Here is a 16492-nt window from a genome sequence, read left to right as displayed (position 1 = left end):
GTTTATTCAGTTATAACATAAAAGAACATAATGGATATAGTTGTTATCATTATCATTGCAGCCACATGTATTTTTAGCTACATGGGTTTCAATAACACAGCATTATTTGAAAAATATAAATTCAACGTCGGAGCGATTGCGAATCGTAAAGAATATGTAAGGCTGATCAGCTCTGCGTTTTTGCATGCAGACTTTATGCATTTGTTTTTTAATATGCTTTCCCTGTATTTTTTCCAGGGCGTGGTTATTAGTTTCTTTGGAGAAATAGGATTCCTGATTCTTTATTTCGGATCCATGATCCTTGGAAACCTATTCAGCCTGCAGATTTATAAAAAACAGCCTTGGTATTCTGCAATTGGAGCATCAGGAGCGGTTTCCGGAATTATTTTTGCCTCCATAGCTATGGCTCCGAATGAGATCAGTGTCAACTTTTTGCCGGGATGGTTATTCGGAACACTGTATTTCGGATATTCTGTATACATGATGCTGAATCCAAAGCAGTGGGACAACCTGGGGCATGCTGCTCACCTTGGGGGAGCGTTTTTCGGATTGGTTTACTCTATTGTAATGCATCCGCAGCTGGCCATGAGCAATATTCTTTTCCTGGGAATCATGTCACTTCCGCTCATCTATTTAGGATATGAAATTTTTGTAAGAAAGCGAATAGGATAAAAGACTATTTATAATCAAATATCAAAACCAATGAACACATCAGAGTTAAACAGTTTCATCGTGATACTTATCTATGGTTCATTGGTTTTGCTTTCTCTGCTGAAGCTGGCCAACCCCTTAAAAGTAAACCATAAGGCTAATTTCTGGTTCGGGATATTTCTCTTTTTATGGTCTACCTTCTGGCTGGATGAAGTGCTGTTTCTCATTACCGGTTCAGTAATAGAGTTCCACTCCCTGTTTTTAGTCAGAGTTATTCAGTTTTTTACCCCTGTTGTTTTTTATTTTAGTGTACTGTTCTATACTAATCCTTCTTTTACTTTTAAAACCAAAGATTGTAGATTTTTGATACTTCCTGCAGCTTTTGTGCTGTGTCTGATACTGGTAAAATCAGGGTATGAAAAACCATTTGAATATCTCAGTATTATTCTGATCCTGATCCAGGCTCTCTTTTATACGGGACTTTCCTATATTACCATCAGAAAACATCGGAAGAAAATTCAGCAGTTCTCATCCAATACCGAAGGAATCAATCTGAACTGGTTGGAATATATCATTCTGGTACTTCTTATTGTGAATATTATCTATGTGATTTATAATCTGTTCTATGATCCGAAATCACTGAATTTCTTTATCAATGCGGTTTTTTTATCCGTTATCTACTGCGTGGGATACTATTCTCTGAAGCAGAAGGAAATTTATCCGTTAGAAGAAAAACAAAGACAGGAGCTGATCTCTATTGATGAAGATTCCGGTCCGGAAGAAGTAAAGAAAAAACTGATATCCGATGAAGAATTATTAAAGATTAAAACCTTGCTGGAAGAAATCATGGAGCTTCAGAAACCTTATCTTGACAGTGAACTTAACCTGATCAAGCTTGCTGAAATGCTGTCCGTTTCTACCCATCATCTTTCTTATGTTATCAATACAGGCTTCGGAAAAAACTTCTTCCAATACGTCAATGAGTTTAGGGTAGAGTATGCCAAAAAGCTTCTGAAAGAGCCCAACAGTAAATTGTCTGTTTTGGGGATTGCCTATGAAGCCGGATTCAATTCTAAAACCTCTTTCAATACAACCTTTAAAAAAGTGACCGGACAAACACCATCTGAGTTCAGAAAATAAGTTCAGGTTTATAAACTTTTACTTTTTATTTATTTTAAATAATTGGTTTTCATAGAGTTGTTTGTTTTGATTTTCCCTTCTTAAAATCAGTTCGTTCAGATAACCCGGAACATTCAGACATCCCCTTTACGATAGCTTTGTACCATACAATTTAAACTTATGGATACCAAAGAATCATACGCGGTCGTCACGGGTGCAAGCCAGGGACTTGGAAAATCATTTGCTGAACATCTTGCAAAACAAAAAATAAATGTCATTCTTATAAGTCTTCCGGATCAGGATCTCAAAGAATTATCCGGAGAGCTGGAGAAAAAGTATGATATAAAGGCTCATTACTATGAAACAGACCTTTCTGTTAATGAAAATGTAATGAAGCTTACAGAGTGGCTCAACCGTTCTTTTAATATTCATATTCTGATTAATAATGCAGGGCTTGGGGGAACAAAAAAATTTACGGAAGCCTCGTCGGATTATATCAACACTATTCTACAGGTGAATGTGGCGGCCACCTCACTGATCACGCATCAGCTGCTTCCCAATCTTTTAAAACAACCCAAAGCCTATATCCTGAATGTTTCAAGTATGGCTGCTTTTTCTCCGATTGGTTTTAAAACAGTATATCCAGCTTCTAAAAGTTTTATCCATTCATTTTCAAGAGGACTGCATGAAGAACTGAAAGATACCAATGTTTTTGTAAGTGTTGTGAACCCCGGGGCAATGAAGACCAATAAGGATGTTTGTGAAAGAATAGAAAAGCAAGGTCTTATGGGAAGATTAACACTTTTGAATCCTGATAAAGTAGCTTCATACTGCATCCGGCAATTATTTAAAAAAGATTCCGTAATTATGGTGAACCCAATCAGCTGGCTGGTGATGAAAATTTTACCCATATGGATCAAGCTGCCATTGATGACCCAGGCTATAAAAAGAGAGATCAAAGCATGAAAAAAGTATGTGTAACCGGAGCAACAGGGCTTCTGGGAACTAATGTTATCCTTAAATTATTACAAAATGGTTATTCTGTTATTGCTCTGGTGCGTAAGAAAAGCAGCTGGCTGGGCGAAGAAAACGAAAATCTGAAGCTTGTGGAAGCGGATCTTCTGTGCGATATTTCTGGGCACCTGACTGATATTGACTGTATTATTCATGTGGCAGCAGAAACACGTCAGAATCTTATCCGTTATGATGAATACAGAAAAGTGAATTACGAGGCCGTTGTAAATCTCTTTACCCATGCAGAATTGATGGGCGTAAAAAAGTTTTTGTTTGTGAGTACAGCCAATACCTTAGGATTTGGAAACAGCGCATCCCGCGGAAGTGAAAAAGCGCCGCAAATCTATCCTTTTACCCATTCATTGTATGCTCAAAGCAAGCAGGCTGCGGAAGATTATCTTTTAAAGAATAGTAAGAACACAGAGGTTATTATTGTTAATCCAACCTTGATGATCGGAGCATATGACAGCAAGCCAAGTTCCGGGAAAATAATCTTCTGGGCCTGGAAAAAGAAACTGGTATTTTATCCGAAAGGAGGTAAGAACTTTGTACATGTGGAAGATGCAGCCAATGGAATAGTAAATGCTGTTGAATACGGAAGAACCGGAGAAAAATATCTCCTGGCCAATGAAAATCTGACCTACAGAGAGTTTTTTAAAAAAGTAAACCGGATTACCAGTCAGAACCCGGTTATGATTGCTATTCCCAACACACTTTTGAGTCTCCTTGGGTTAATTGGTGATGGTTTAAGAACATTAAAAATAAAAACAAACCTCAGTACCCCCAATATGAAAGCACTGCAGATTTACAATTATTATTCTAATCAGAAGTCAGCAGACGAATTGGGAATTCAATATCAATCTGTTGATAGGGCAATTGAGGATGCTGTCCGGTATTTTATTGAAAACCCCGTAAATAATAAAAAAACCAGCTCTTAAAAGCTGGTTTTAGGTTATCTTGTTATTTTCTGAGTTACATTTTTATTGGAAATAACGCAGGCTTTGCTGCAGTTATTGGCAGTTGAAATATTAACCTGTACCAATGCCGGCAATGATCTGTATTCTTCACTATTATAAGGTGCTTCAGTACCATTGCTTCCACCTCCTTTAATATCATACTGTATCTGGGCTACTCCTGTGAATCCCGCCGCAGGTTTGAAAGAAAGCGCTCCGGTAGTTGGGAAATAGGTCCATGTTCCCTGGCTATTGGTGTAGACACCGCCTGTTATATTGGGAATTACAGCTCCGTTATTATCTAAAAAACGAAATGAATTAAAATCCAGGTTATTATAGGAAAGGGTTGGAGGATTCTGGCCATTTGCTGAAGAATAAGCCGCATCATTAAGCAAAGGATAATACGTTGACTTTATCCCCGGACAGCCTGCAAACAAATCATCTGTTACTTCAGCAGCATAAGGTCTTGTAACCCCTAGATTTTTCAGTAAATGTATATTTTTAGCAGCTCCGGTAGATGCTGCAAATCCAATTCTGAAAGTAGAAGGAGGCGAAGTATCCAGAGTCCTTACCGTAGTGTTGGAAATGGTAGTCTCGGTATATTTCAGTGAAGTAGGGTAGTAATAATTGTCAATCACTTTTTCTTTCACCGTTCCGTGCTGGATTTCCAGGGTTATATTGTACCCGCCGGCCGGATTGGGGACAAGGGTAACATATGCTTTACGGAATCTTGCATCATTTTCGTTTTGAGGAATTGTAGTTCCGCCACTTTCGATGCTGAACTGTTGAAGTGCTGTATTTTTAATCCCGATATATTTCCCTGTTGCCGTATCCAGATAAGCAGATCGGTTGCTGCTGGTTGGTAAAGCATTGGTGGCAATACTGTAAAGCAGCGGATAACCGTTATATCCTGCAGGCTCAGCAGAAGATAGATATTGGTTTCCACGCTTTCCTCTTAATGAAACGTTGCTGCGTCCATCTGCCAGTCCCACCCCAAATATTCCGTTTCTGATCCTTTCAGTTTGGTTAAAACTTGTTTTAAAATTTCCGTATTCATCCAGGCCTATTCCCAGGTAACCACCTCTCAGTCCTTCCGTAGATTCTCCTCCGCGTACAAAACTATATCCTAATCCTCCACCAAAATATCCGAGGTTAAGCTGATCTTTAGGAATAGAACCATCTACCAGGAATATGGAAATTCCATCTCCTCCGTTGGTATTTCCTCCATAAATGGCAAATTCAAACTCAAACTTGATTCCCTGATCACTTTTGAATATTTTATCCGCCAATATCACTCCTCCTGAAATATTATTCACACTTCGGGTGAGCCTTAGCCCGTCTGTGGTAAAGGTTGCGTCATTCTGAACACCGCTGGTAGCTACCTTATAGGCTTCCTGGGGCTGTAATCCCTGAGTAAAGTTTACAAAATAAGGATAACCCGTTCCCTGTTCGTTCTGAGCCTGGATATTTTGAGAACAGGCAAATAAGGAAAAGGTAAACAAAAACCTTTTGTACCGTAAAATTGAGCTGCTGTTTATCATAACTCGATTATTTAACAACAAAAACAATATTGATAAAAGAACAGTCAGTAGCTGCAGCTTTTACATCATAAGTCATAACTCCGTCATCAGAAATAGAAATATTACTGAATACATTAGGGTCAGCATCGGTTACATAATAGTACAGATCTTTACTGGACGGGAAAAAAGGAATAGAAGCTGGAGCACTGGTACTCTTTGCTTTTGGAGATCCAAACTGGGTTTTATACAATGTATACAAATCTTTAGTCCGGCCAGTGGCTGTGATGGAAGTGTCAAAAGAAACACTAGGCATATAAAACATTTTTACGGCATTGCTGCTGATACAAAGCCAGTCCGGCTTGAGAGGAGTACCGATATTCTGACTTAAACATTTCTTATCAGTATCGTAGATAAGAAGCGAGTTGGCAGGATTGGCAATGGCATCTCTTTGTAATGTAGTAAGTCTGGGTATCAGCATCCCTTTATTTTGGCTATAAACATCCAGAATCGCACTCTGGTCAGGGGTAGAGGTATTAATCCCTACTTGAGCTAAAGAAAACGAACTTGCAAAAACGATTGGTAGAAATAATTTTTTAATCATGATGTCTTAATAATTTTTATTTGTGTGTGTTTTTGTTTTTTACAGGAAGAAATCTTTATAAGGCTTAATTTTATAAAGGCAATAGATATAACCAACAAGTCCATTAATACAATGAATTGTTTTGCTCAAATAATAGCCAGACGAGACTTTTGTTCAAAAGCTCATCAACAGATATAGCAAGTATGTTTCATAAAGAAATATCCTATACCTACCTGGGTGGTCGAAAAATTAAATGATTATGTAGCCGTATAAGCTCTTAAATAAGTAAGATTCATATTCCCTCGTGTTTTTTGCAAATGTACAAAGAAATGTTCAGATGTTTATGGTTATAGAATTAATTCTAGTCTTCTCTTAATGATTAATGTAATTTGTATTGAATTTTTACACAAGCTTACCAATCAATAAGATTATTTTTATTATGTACATCTTTGTATTGTGGTAAGAAATTAAAAAAACAAATGATGTTGAGGCAGTGACAGCTCAAATTGAAGAAAAAATTTCCGTTTTTGTATCTAAAGAATTGAAAAATAGACTATTTTGAAAAATTAGCTAAAGCATCTTCCAATGCTTGTACAAAATTAATGTGATTTGTTTTATTACTTTCAAAAATAAAATCCCTCATACTTTTGCTTTCATACTTACTGAAATCGCCAACAATAGCCAATCCTATGCGGTAGTTTGAAAACTTCTGGAGAATTTCTCCGGCAATTTTTGTTTTTAAATCAAAGAATTCAGGAGTAATATTTTTTTCGTGAAGAATAACTTTGTCAAACCCCTGATAATAGATATTTCCCATAAGGTCCAACCCGTCTTGTGCAGACCGGATAATGATGTCGTCAGAAATAATTTCTGCAATTTTTATAGAATTGATTTCGTGTTGCTGAATAATCATGTTTATCGTATTGTTTTTTTTATGTCATGTAGAAAGTTGCCTGGCAGAAATGCATCTCCCTGATTGGTAAGTGCAATAATACAGCTGTTATGCTGCAAATCTCTCCAGAATAAAGCTTTAAAACCGTTCAGGCCACCTGTATGCATTGCTGATTTTCCTCCATTTTTATTCTCTATGTACCATGCAAAGCCGTAATTTGATATTTGTCCGTCAGATAACTGGAAAGGAGAATACATCATACTGATATTTTCTTTATTAATAAAAGAATAGTTTCGTAAAGCCTGATCAAATTTATAGAGATCTTCAGGAGTAGAGTAGATTCCACCGTCACCGATTGTTAAAATTGAATAATCATCAGGCTGCTTTTGTTCATTATATCCCGATGCTCTATTGTGAATAACTGTCCCATGTTCATACACATATGTGTTATTCATTTTTAATGGAGAAATAATCTGTTCATTGATGAATGTACTGTATGATCTACCTGAAACCTTTTCAATAATCAGGGAAAGAATAATATATCCGGTATTGCTGTACTTAAATTTGCTGTCCGGAACAAAATCAAGATTTTTAAGATCAAACAGCCAGTTTATTACCTCCTGATTCGTTAATCCTCTTTTAGAAAACAGGTTTTCATAATCCCTGATTCCTGAAGTATGATGCAAAAGCTGTCTGATCGTAATGTTTCTGGCATATTCGGGAAGCTTTATAAACCGGGACGCTTTATCATCAAACTTCAATAAACCTTTTTGCTCCAGCATGATAATAGCTGCTGCAGTGATGGGTTTACTGAGGGATGCAATATAAAATGAGGTATTTTTATCTGTTTTCAGCCCCTTTTCAAAGTTGCGGAAACCCAAAGCCGTATCGCAAACAATCCTGCCGTTGTTCACAATCAAAACGGAACCGTTGAACTTTCCTTTACTATAATATTTACTCACCACATCCCGAGGATGCTTTTGGCAGGATACCAGTTGCATAATCAGTGAAAGACAAATAAAGATGTTCCATAGTAAAGTTTTCATAGGTTAGGTGTGTATGAAAACAAAATTACTTATTTCCTTCCATAAATGAATCGGTCATTTTCAGATAAATCCTTCAATAATTGAGCTTTAGAAAAATCCAGGTACAATTCCAGCGTTTCAGGACCCAGTTTCTGATTGATTTCAAGAAACAAAAGTCCGTTCTCATTCAAATACTTTTCAGCATCTTCCGCAATTTTTCTGTAAAAGATCAAAGCATCCGAAGTAGGGGAGAAAAGGGCCATTTTAGGTTCAAATTCTTTCACAGAATCAGCAATTTCAATCTCCTCCTCAATTCCTATATACGGCGGATTTGAAATAATGATATCATAGTTTTCAGCCAGATCAAAATTAAGATAGTCGGCATGGATGAACCGGATTTCCAATTGGTGATACTCTGCATTTCTTTGGGCTGTCTTCAAAGCTTTCTCAGAAAAATCAATAGATGAAACCTCTGCTTCCGGGAAATGTTTCTTTAAAACCAATGGAATAACTCCGCTTCCGGTTCCTATATCCAAAATCTTTAAACCTTGAAGTTTAAACTCTGAACCTTTAATCTCCCTGATAGCAATTTCCAATAATTCTTCTGTTTCAGGGCGGGGAATCAGAACATTTTCATCCACAAAGAATTTCATTCCGTAAAATTCTGTTTCTCCTAATATCTGCTGATAAGGTCTTCCGGTTTTAAGTTCTGAAACGAGAAAACACAGTTTTTCCTTATCATCAGTCAGAAGCTCCTGTTCAGCAAATCTTCTTTGCTGAAATGAATCGAAACCTACGATTTGATGAATGAATAAAGACGATAAAAACACACTTTCCGAGTCTGTATAAAGATCGGAAAGTTCTGTTTTGAAATATTTTTTAAATGCTGAGATTGTCATTTATCTTGTAAAAACCAGTTTTGTATCTGTAGACTTCTCTTCATCAATTCTGTATCCCTCATAGTTGAATGCTTTTACATCCTCCAGTGTTTTGGCATTGGTTTCTGCACAGAATCTGACCACAAGACCTCTGGCATGTTTTGTATATACAACGATGGTCTTCAGTTTTCCGTCTTTTAATTCATAAAAATCAAAATCAATGACTTTGTGATTCAGTTTTTTTCTGTCGATTACTTTTCCATACTCGTTGCTGGCAAGGTGAAGGAGGATTTCTCCTTTTTTCATCTCAGCATTCAACTGCTCTGTAATCTTTTCTCTCCAGAATTCGTATAGGTTTTTATATTGCTCAAATTCAAAAGGACGGCCCATTTCAAGTCTGTAAAGCATTACTTTATCAGATGGTTTCAGTAGACCGTAAAGCCCGGAAAGGATTCTGTAGTTTTTTTGAAGGTAATCTACAGCATTTTTATCCAGTGTTTTAGCATCAAGACCTCTGTAAACCTCTCCTGTAAAGGCAAACATTGCAGGAGCAGATTCTTTTGCTGTAGGTTTGGACTTCCATTTTTGATTTCTTTCCCAGTTTTCATCAGCAAGCTTTGGGGATATTTCCATAAGCTCGGAAAGGTACTTAGGAGATTTTTCTTTTAAATAAGATTGTATCAATGCTGCATCTTCAATGAATTTGGGAGTAGTGGTTTTCAACAGATCCGTTGAATTTTCCGTGTTCATTAATTTGGCAGGAGATGTTATAATTTTCATAATGTTAAAATACAGATAAGTGTTTAATATCAATACAATTCATGACCATCATTGCAATAAAATCAATCATAAAATGACAGATGATCAGAATTTTAATATTTGAATAGCGTTTATAAAATACAGCAAACACGACTCCGATAAAAAAAGGACCAAGTACCTGGCTTATGGTACCGTAAGTGCTGTGCAGAATTCCAAATAAGACAGCTGAAATAACAATGGCAACTGTCGGGTTATTATAGATTTTTTCAATCCTGGGCTGGATATAGCCCCGCATCAGAAATTCCTCTACAATAGCAGCCGTAAGGCATGTAAAAATAACTAAAAAATAATTATTTCTAAGAATGGGAACAAGGTTGAGAAGCTTCTCACTCATTTTTTCCTGTGTAACGAACATGACGACTGCATTCAGAATCGCTCCGCCAATCAGACAGATAAAATATAAGCTCACAACAGTTTCGATGTAAAATGTTGCGGAATATTTCTTCTCCTTTTTAAGAAAAAAAGCACTTTTCTCAATAAAGACATTGTATAAAAATACAGTGATAAGAACTATCCATAGTATAATTCTGCTGAGAAAGAAATTGGTTTCTGTAATTCCTCTTATTCCCGTTATTGTGGTAACAGCAGGAAAAGAATAGAGCATCGCTGCCGCTAAAATAACAAAAGTGAGTAAAATTCCTACAGCATATTTCCCGGTAAGATTCATAATTCAGTATCCTAAACCTTGAACTTTAAACTTTAAACTTTAAATTTTGAACTTTAAACTTTGAATTAAATGATCCCTTTTCCCTGACGGATGATTTCCGGTTCTCCTGAAGTAAGGTCTACAATAGTAGAAGCTACATTATCTCCATATCCTGAATCAATGACGATATCTACCAGATGATCATATTTTTCAGCAATAAGTTCAGGATCGGTAGAATATTCGATAATTTCATCATCATCTTTAATGGAAGTGGATGCTATGGGATGGCCCAGTTTTTCAACAATAAGCTGCGGAATCGGATGATCCGGAACACGGATACCAATTGTTTTGTGGCCTTTATAGGCTAAAGGTAAACTTTTGTTGGCTTCAAGAATGAAGGTAAACGGCCCGGGAAGATGGCTTTTCAGAAATCTGAAAACTGACGTATCAATAGGTCTTGTAAAGTCAGAAAGATGGCTGAGATCATTACAGATAATTGAGAATTTAGACTTGTCAAGCTTCATTTTTTTAAGCTGAGCCAGCTTTTCCATGGCTTTTATATCAAAAATATTACAGCCTAAAGCATAAATCGTATCAGAAGGATAGATAATCAGCCCGCCATTGTTTAATGTTTTAATAACCTCATTCACAAGATTTTCCTGTGGGTTCTCTGGATAAATTTTTAATATTTTTGCCATAAAACAAAGATACAAATAATAAAATAGTTTTTATAAAAGTCCTTTATTTAAAAGAAAAATTAGGATTTGTAAAAATTATTCGTACCTTTGCAATCCAATATCGCGGGATGGAGCAGTAGGTAGCTCGTCGGGCTCATAACCCGAAGGTCATCGGTTCGAGTCCGGTTCCCGCTACTAAGCAAGTGCTTTCGGTAAGCACTCTAAAAATACACCGCGGGATGGAGCAGTAGGTAGCTCGTCGGGCTCATAACCCGAAGGTCATCGGTTCGAGTCCGGTTCCCGCTACTAAGCAAGTGTTTTCGGTAAACACTCTAAAAATATACCGCGGGATGGAGCAGTAGGTAGCTCGTCGGGCTCATAACCCGAAGGTCATCGGTTCGAGTCCGGTTCCCGCTACTAAACGAAAGAGAAGCAATATCATATTGCTTCTCTTTTTATTTCCCGGCCATTGTAGGCAAAATGAAGCCCACGGAAATTTGATTTAATCAGTATTCATTTCCTTCCATTTTTTATAAGCTTCTTTCATACAATGACCGCACGGACGGTAATTGTTTTGTAATGCTTCTTTTTCATCTGCAAAGAAAACCCTGTTCTCTTTCTTCATTCTTTTTCCTGAGCGGCAGCTGAGCAATCCATAGATTTTCAGTTTTTTATTTCCTCCAAAACGAATTTCCTTGCTATGAATTTTACTTCTAAGGTTTTCAGATGATAGTTGAGAATGCTGAATCATGATTCATCTATTGATAACGTTTAATAATTAACTGGCTGCATCATGGAAAATAATACCTAAAGCATAACGGTTTCCATCTTTAACTTCACTTACGCCATGTTTCATATTGACCCTGTAATAGCCTTTGGTTCCTTTCTCTGGTTTAAACTGAGTCGTAAAAATAAGAACATCTCCTTTTTGGGGTTGCAGAACAATAGCCTTTGACTGAGCTCTGGGAATCTGTTGGGTAAGCACAAACTCACCACCCGTAAAATCCTTGCCGGGTTCGCTGAGCATTAAAACAATCTGAATGGGAAAATAAATATCTCCATATAAATCCTGATGCAGCGTATTGAATCCGCCTTTTCCATATTTTAAAATTAAAGCCGTCGCTTTTTGCTGCCCGTTAAGATGACATTGGTCTAAGAATTCCTGATGATCTGAAGGAAACTGGGTGTCTATTTGTAAAGCTTTAAACCATGCATTGGCAACAGGAGCCAGATAAGGATAAATAGTTTTTCGTATGGTTTGAATAATTTCAGGCAATGGATAGTTAAAATATTTATATTCACCCAATCCGAAACGATGTCTGGCCATGACAACTGTTTTCCGGTAAAAAGCTGGATGATCATAATCCGATTTTAACATCTCACATTCATTTTCAGACAGCAGATCATGAATGATGGCATAGCCGTTTTGATGCATTGTTTCCGTAAGGCTTTCCCAGTCAATATTCTTGATTGTATGAATGATATCTTTCATTGTTTTGATTTTATTCTGCAAAAATCTACAGTTCTTCAGAACAATACAATCCGAAACATGCGGTATTTTTATAGATGAATAAAGAGTTATAAAATATCTGGCCTATTGATTTAATATATTTCTGGATGATACCACTGGTCCTGTTTAAGGCTACCTTTGCTCTGTTAATAAAATAGATATAACGATGAATTACATTATTAAAAAGGCAAGTCTTGAGGATCTTGATGAAACAGCTGAATTGTTCAATCTTTATCGTGTTTTTTACAGACAGGAATCAGATGTTGAAAAGGGGAAGGCTTTTCTCAAAGAAAGGTTTTTAAATAGTGAATCTGATATTTTTCTTGTAATAGCAGAGGACAAAGCAGTAGGATTCGTGCAGCTTTACAAATTATTTCACTATACCAAATTGCAAAAACAATGGCTGTTAAGTGATCTGTTTGTTCATCCGGACTATAGAGGAAAAGGGTTTTCCGTGGCATTAATTGACCGAAGTAAACAATGGTGTGAAGAGACAGGAGCTTGTGGACTTATGCTTGAAACCGAAAAAACGAATGATATAGGAAACACATTGTACCCGCGCTGTGGGTTTGAATATGACGGACTACATAATTACTACCACTGGTGGAAGTAGAATAAGGCTATTCAGTACTGATCATACCGCAGCTTTTTCAGCTACTTTTACTTCTATAAGGACAAGTAGTATTAGTTCTACAGTTCTGAACGTTTAATTCTACAGGTATTTTCAGCCAGCAGAAGGGTATAATCCTATTTTTGTAAAGCTCTTACAGATCATGGGTAGGACAGTTGATCTGTAGAGCGTATGCAAAAAAATCTCTGCCTATTTTCTACTTTTTCCCCAAGGTTTTATGATTAGTACCACAAAACTGCTTTTTCCGGCGGAGATTTTTTGCTTTTGAATACAAAAAGAGAATGACGATCGTCATTCTCTTTTTGTATTGTTAAAATATATGTAAATATTATTGAGCTAGTTGAGTGTAAGGAGTAAGCTTGTTGTCATCAGACATCGTCTGTCCCAGAAAGTCTCTTTTCTGATCCGCTTTCATTCTGCCTGCAGCATCATTCGCATTGAAATAAGCTTCACTTAGTTTTGTAGCGATATCAGCAGGTTTGAAATCGAATTTTGTATCTCCTTCAACTCCAAGATATCCGTTTTTTCTTGTAAGGTTGGTAATATAATTGTTGTAATTGATCATTGTTCCTCTCATCATATTGTTATGGTATTCCATACATTTCTTAGCTTTTTTAGATGAATTGTTCAGGATACAGTTTTTCATGTTGTTTCTGTATAAAAACCATTCAGATTCTACAATACCATATTCTCTACCCAAAGCAATCTTTCCGTTATTCACAATATTATTATCGCCTTCTTTTGTAGCGATCGTCTGAAGATGTTGAATAACCAATGGAACGGTAGCTTCGATTTTTGATTTTGTATCTTTCAGTATGCTAAGATCGGCAGCAGGAGAACCCTTCTTTTGTGCTGTAGTAACATTAAAAATAAGCAGTAATAGTACAATCAGTAAATTATATCTTTTCATGAGAAATTTTTAAAGCACTAAAATAAATATAATTTCCCGGTTAAAACAAATTCATTTTAATTTTATTTAATAAAATTTAACAAGTTTTAAGAATTTACCTCTGAATTGCTACTTTTTCTATCAATTAAGCAGGCTATATTTTCACTCTCTTAAAAATTTAATATATTTTAACTATTTTTATTTAATTGATTATCAAGCGTTTAATGTTTTGCTGGTACTTATCACTAAAAAAATAGTTGTTTGATTCAATTTTATTTCTACATTTGTATAACTAAGTTCTTAGTGATATAGAAGTCAAAAGGTTTATATCACGATAAATGATAAATGAACAGGATATGAAAATTCAGACTTTAACAAAAGCAGAAGAACAGGTAATGCAGTATTTATGGAAGATAGAAAAAGGATTTCTTAAGGATGTTCTTGATCTTTTTCCGGAACCCAAGCCCCACACCAATACGGTATCTACCATTTTAAAAGTGTTGAAAGACAAAGAATTTGTAGACTATCGTGTACATGGAAGACAGCATGAGTATTTTCCGCTGGTTTCAAAAGAACAGTATTCCGGGAAAACCATGAAAAGTCTTGTAAAGAACTATTTCAAAGGCTCTTACAAAAGTGCCGTTTCATTTCTGGTAGAAAAAAATGAAATGACGGTAGAAGATCTTGAGATGCTATTGGATGAACTCAAAAATAAAGACTAGGACCTATGGAAGCAATACTTTTATACTTTGGAAAAATTATTTTATGTTCAGGTGTAACATTTTTGTATTATCAATTGTCTTTAAAGGACAAGACATTCCATCATTATAACAGATTTTATCTGCTGGCAGCAATTGTGATATCCCTGTTATTGCCGCTCATCCGAGTAGATGATTTTACGATAGAGGTGAATAATGATATGTATATGCTTCTTGACAAGATTCAGAATTTTAATTCAGAAAAAAATATAAACAATGGTAACCTTTATTTTAACATTATTTTTTCAGCTCTGGGACTGGTTTCTTTCTATTTTCTAGGAAGGCTGCTGTATGGGATTTTTAAAATCCAGCAGTTTAAAAATCAATTTCAGAAAGAAAGCTTTGACGGGATCAACTTTTACCGTACAGACCTTAATGAAGCTCCGTTTTCCTATTTTAAAAACCTGTTCTGGAAGAATACAATTACCCTGCATTCTGATATCGGAAAACAGATTTTAAAGCATGAAATGGTACATATTGAGCAGAAACATTCCTTTGATAAGATCTTTATCGAGATTATTACTTCTGTTTTCTGGTTCAATCCGTTTTTTCATATCATCAAAAAAGAAATTAATCTCATCCACGAATACCTGGCGGATAAAAAAGCCGTACAGCAGTCGGACACCAAAGCATTTGCGCAGATGCTTTTAGCAAGCCACTTTTCCGGAACACAGTTGCCTGCTGCCAGTCCGTTTCTAAGTTCAAACCTTAAAAAAAGACTTAAGATGTTACAAAAACCAAAAACCAAGTTCGGATATGCGCGAAGAATTCTTGCATTACCGGTTTTATTTACCGTAGCGTTTGCTTATCTGGTAAATGCGAAGAACAGAGAAATCGAAGAAACCAATCTTTCTATTAAAAAAGCAGTTTCAGAAATCAAAAAAGATACCATCAGACCTGAAAAATCGGTTCAGGGAAATATCCCGGAATTAAAAACCTTATCACCCGGTGAACACAAAAAATTAACTGATCTTGAAAAGAAGATAAAAGAAAAAGAGAAGGAGCTGGATGGATTGGATCCGGAAAGTGATGCCTTCAGTGATAAAATTGAAGAAATAAGTAATCTGGCATCAGAGATTGGAGAGGTCGCTGCCAAAGTTGAAGTTGATAAATATTTCAATTCTGCTGAATGGAAAAATCAGATGAAGGAGCTTGAAAATATGGATCCTCTTGATAAGAAAGAACTTCGCAAAATAAAAAGAGCAGCTAAAAAAGCGGGAAGAGAGGCTGCAAGAGCGGTAAAAGACATCGTTCCGCCCACACCGCCTAATGCACCGGATGCACCTCTGGCGCCAATAGCTCCAGAAGCTCCACTTGCCCCAAAGGCTCCTAAAGCTCCCAAAGTAGTTTATTTTAAAAATAATAACACCGTTTACTATAAGGATCTGAGCGCTAAAGAAAAAGAAGAAGTACGCAAAGCAATGGCAGAAGCCAGAGATGCGATGAAAGAAGCTTTAAAAGCCAGAGTAGAAGGTGAAACAGCAAGAGCCGAAGGAGACAGAATCAGAGTGAAGGCTGAAAGAATCAGAATTGATGGGGAAAAAATCCGAAAACAAGTTGAAAAAGCCCGTGCAGAAGCAGAGAAAAGATCTGTCAGCTTCAGAGACGGAGCATTTATTAAATTTGACGGTAAACCTGATGTTATTGTAATGAATGCTGATTTTATCAAAAAAGATGGCAACGGAAATATTGCCATGAATGGGGTGAAAAATTTCAGAATAAGCGGTAATGATGATGTACAATACAAGTATTATATTGACGGAAGGGAAGTTTCTAAGGACGATGTTAACTCATTGGATACAAGTAATATATCGAAAGTTAATGTCAATACTCAGAAAAAAGGAGATGTTAAGCAAGGGGAAATAAGAATTGAAACAAAGAAATAAAGTTCCATCAGGCTTTGTCAGTTTCAGATTGGCAAAGCCTTTTT

18 protein-coding genes and 3 tRNA genes are annotated in these 16492 nt (G+C 36.3%); 10 read left to right on the top strand and 11 right to left on the bottom strand.

Going from position 1 to position 16492, the window contains the following annotated elements; all coding sequences use genetic code 11:
- Nucleotides 1-30 precede the first annotated feature (30 nt).
- The 4 genes from LIV57_RS18485 to LIV57_RS18470 all read left to right on the top strand — a co-directional run bounded on the left by LIV57_RS18485 (nt 31) and on the right by LIV57_RS18470 (nt 3722).
- A complete protein-coding gene (locus tag LIV57_RS18485) occupies nt 31-672 on the top strand; it encodes a rhomboid family intramembrane serine protease (RefSeq protein WP_137905634.1) in 642 nt (213 codons plus the stop codon).
- Nucleotides 673-702: 30 nt separating this feature from the next.
- Nucleotides 703-1791, top strand: a complete 1089-nt coding sequence (locus tag LIV57_RS18480; protein ID WP_227943791.1) for a helix-turn-helix domain-containing protein — start codon at nt 703-705, stop codon at nt 1789-1791.
- Nucleotides 1792-1950: 159 nt separating this feature from the next.
- Nucleotides 1951-2736, top strand: coding sequence for an SDR family NAD(P)-dependent oxidoreductase (locus LIV57_RS18475; protein ID WP_227943790.1), 786 nt, complete (start codon nt 1951-1953; stop codon nt 2734-2736).
- Entirely contained in the window at nt 2682-3722 is a 1041-nt protein-coding gene (locus LIV57_RS18470) for an NAD-dependent epimerase/dehydratase family protein (protein WP_227943789.1), read from the top strand. Before LIV57_RS18475 ends, LIV57_RS18470 begins: the two co-directional genes overlap by 55 nt.
- Before the next feature lie 14 nt (nt 3723-3736).
- Here the strand turns inward: LIV57_RS18470 and LIV57_RS18465 are convergent, their stop codons facing one another.
- The 8 genes from LIV57_RS18465 to LIV57_RS18430 all read right to left on the bottom strand — a co-directional run bounded on the left by LIV57_RS18465 (nt 3737) and on the right by LIV57_RS18430 (nt 10795).
- Nucleotides 3737-5278 (bottom strand): lectin-like domain-containing protein, encoded by a 1542-nt coding sequence (locus tag LIV57_RS18465; RefSeq protein WP_227943788.1) that lies wholly within the window; start codon nt 5276-5278, stop codon nt 3737-3739.
- Between the two features lie 7 nt (nt 5279-5285).
- Entirely contained in the window at nt 5286-5858 is a 573-nt protein-coding gene (locus tag LIV57_RS18460) for a hypothetical protein (RefSeq protein ID WP_227943787.1), read from the bottom strand.
- Between the two features lie 532 nt (nt 5859-6390).
- A complete protein-coding gene (locus LIV57_RS18455) occupies nt 6391-6750 on the bottom strand; it encodes a DUF4180 domain-containing protein (RefSeq protein WP_202838774.1) in 360 nt (119 codons plus the stop codon).
- 2 nt (nt 6751-6752) lie between these two features.
- The gene (locus LIV57_RS18450) at nt 6753-7775 is read right to left on the bottom strand and encodes a serine hydrolase domain-containing protein (RefSeq protein ID WP_227943786.1); all 1023 of its coding nucleotides are present in this window, start codon (nt 7773-7775) and stop codon (nt 6753-6755) included.
- A 29-nt stretch (nt 7776-7804) separates the two neighbouring features.
- Nucleotides 7805-8653 carry a peptide chain release factor N(5)-glutamine methyltransferase gene (prmC, locus tag LIV57_RS18445; RefSeq protein WP_227943785.1) on the bottom strand — a complete coding sequence of 283 codons (849 nt, stop codon included), beginning with the start codon at nt 8651-8653 and terminating at the stop codon, nt 7805-7807.
- Nucleotides 8654-9412 carry a peroxide stress protein YaaA gene (gene yaaA, locus LIV57_RS18440; protein ID WP_227943784.1) on the bottom strand — a complete coding sequence of 253 codons (759 nt, stop codon included), beginning with the start codon at nt 9410-9412 and terminating at the stop codon, nt 8654-8656.
- Between the two features lie 4 nt (nt 9413-9416).
- On the bottom strand, nt 9417-10118 hold the full coding sequence (locus LIV57_RS18435) for a CPBP family intramembrane glutamic endopeptidase (RefSeq protein ID WP_227943783.1): 702 nt from the start codon (nt 10116-10118) through the stop codon (nt 9417-9419).
- A 65-nt stretch (nt 10119-10183) separates the two neighbouring features.
- The gene (locus LIV57_RS18430) at nt 10184-10795 is read right to left on the bottom strand and encodes an L-threonylcarbamoyladenylate synthase (protein ID WP_227943782.1); all 612 of its coding nucleotides are present in this window, start codon (nt 10793-10795) and stop codon (nt 10184-10186) included.
- A 101-nt stretch (nt 10796-10896) separates the two neighbouring features.
- Here LIV57_RS18430 and LIV57_RS18425 point away from each other — a divergent pair.
- The 3 genes from LIV57_RS18425 to LIV57_RS18415 all read left to right on the top strand — a co-directional run bounded on the left by LIV57_RS18425 (nt 10897) and on the right by LIV57_RS18415 (nt 11191).
- Nucleotides 10897-10969 (top strand) — tRNA-Met (locus tag LIV57_RS18425).
- A 38-nt stretch (nt 10970-11007) separates the two neighbouring features.
- Nucleotides 11008-11080, top strand: a tRNA-Met gene (locus LIV57_RS18420).
- Between the two features lie 38 nt (nt 11081-11118).
- Nucleotides 11119-11191, top strand: a tRNA-Met gene (locus tag LIV57_RS18415).
- 85 nt (nt 11192-11276) lie between these two features.
- Here the strand turns inward: LIV57_RS18415 and LIV57_RS18410 are convergent.
- A complete protein-coding gene (locus LIV57_RS18410; RefSeq protein ID WP_227943781.1) occupies nt 11277-11525 on the bottom strand; it encodes an Ada metal-binding domain-containing protein in 249 nt (82 codons plus the stop codon).
- Nucleotides 11526-11552: 27 nt separating this feature from the next.
- Nucleotides 11553-12266 (bottom strand): 2OG-Fe(II) oxygenase, encoded by a 714-nt coding sequence (locus LIV57_RS18405; RefSeq protein ID WP_227943780.1) that lies wholly within the window; start codon nt 12264-12266, stop codon nt 11553-11555.
- Between the two features lie 184 nt (nt 12267-12450).
- Between LIV57_RS18405 and LIV57_RS18400 the strand changes: the two genes are divergently transcribed.
- Nucleotides 12451-12897 carry a GNAT family N-acetyltransferase gene (locus LIV57_RS18400; RefSeq protein ID WP_227943779.1) on the top strand — a complete coding sequence of 149 codons (447 nt, stop codon included), beginning with the start codon at nt 12451-12453 and terminating at the stop codon, nt 12895-12897.
- Between the two features lie 346 nt (nt 12898-13243).
- On the opposite strand, the gene LIV57_RS18395 is transcribed toward LIV57_RS18400, so the two are convergent.
- Nucleotides 13244-13825, bottom strand: a complete 582-nt coding sequence (locus LIV57_RS18395) for a hypothetical protein (protein ID WP_227943778.1) — start codon at nt 13823-13825, stop codon at nt 13244-13246.
- A gap of 335 nt (nt 13826-14160) precedes the next feature.
- Here LIV57_RS18395 and LIV57_RS18390 point away from each other — a divergent pair, with 335 nt between their 5' ends.
- Together LIV57_RS18390 and LIV57_RS18385 are read left to right on the top strand one after the other, a co-directional pair.
- On the top strand, nt 14161-14526 hold the full coding sequence (locus LIV57_RS18390) for a BlaI/MecI/CopY family transcriptional regulator (RefSeq protein WP_202838784.1): 366 nt from the start codon (nt 14161-14163) through the stop codon (nt 14524-14526).
- Between the two features lie 5 nt (nt 14527-14531).
- Nucleotides 14532-16448 carry a M56 family metallopeptidase gene (locus LIV57_RS18385; protein WP_227943777.1) on the top strand — a complete coding sequence of 639 codons (1917 nt, stop codon included), beginning with the start codon at nt 14532-14534 and terminating at the stop codon, nt 16446-16448.
- The last annotated feature ends 44 nt before the right edge of the window (nt 16449-16492 follow it).

Source organism: Chryseobacterium sp. X308, assembly GCF_020733145.1.
Classification (GTDB): Bacteria; Bacteroidota; Bacteroidia; order Flavobacteriales; family Weeksellaceae; genus Chryseobacterium; species Chryseobacterium cupriresistens.
Note: the sequence above shows the minus strand (reverse complement) of the source record. Positions and strands in the feature narration are given on the sequence as shown.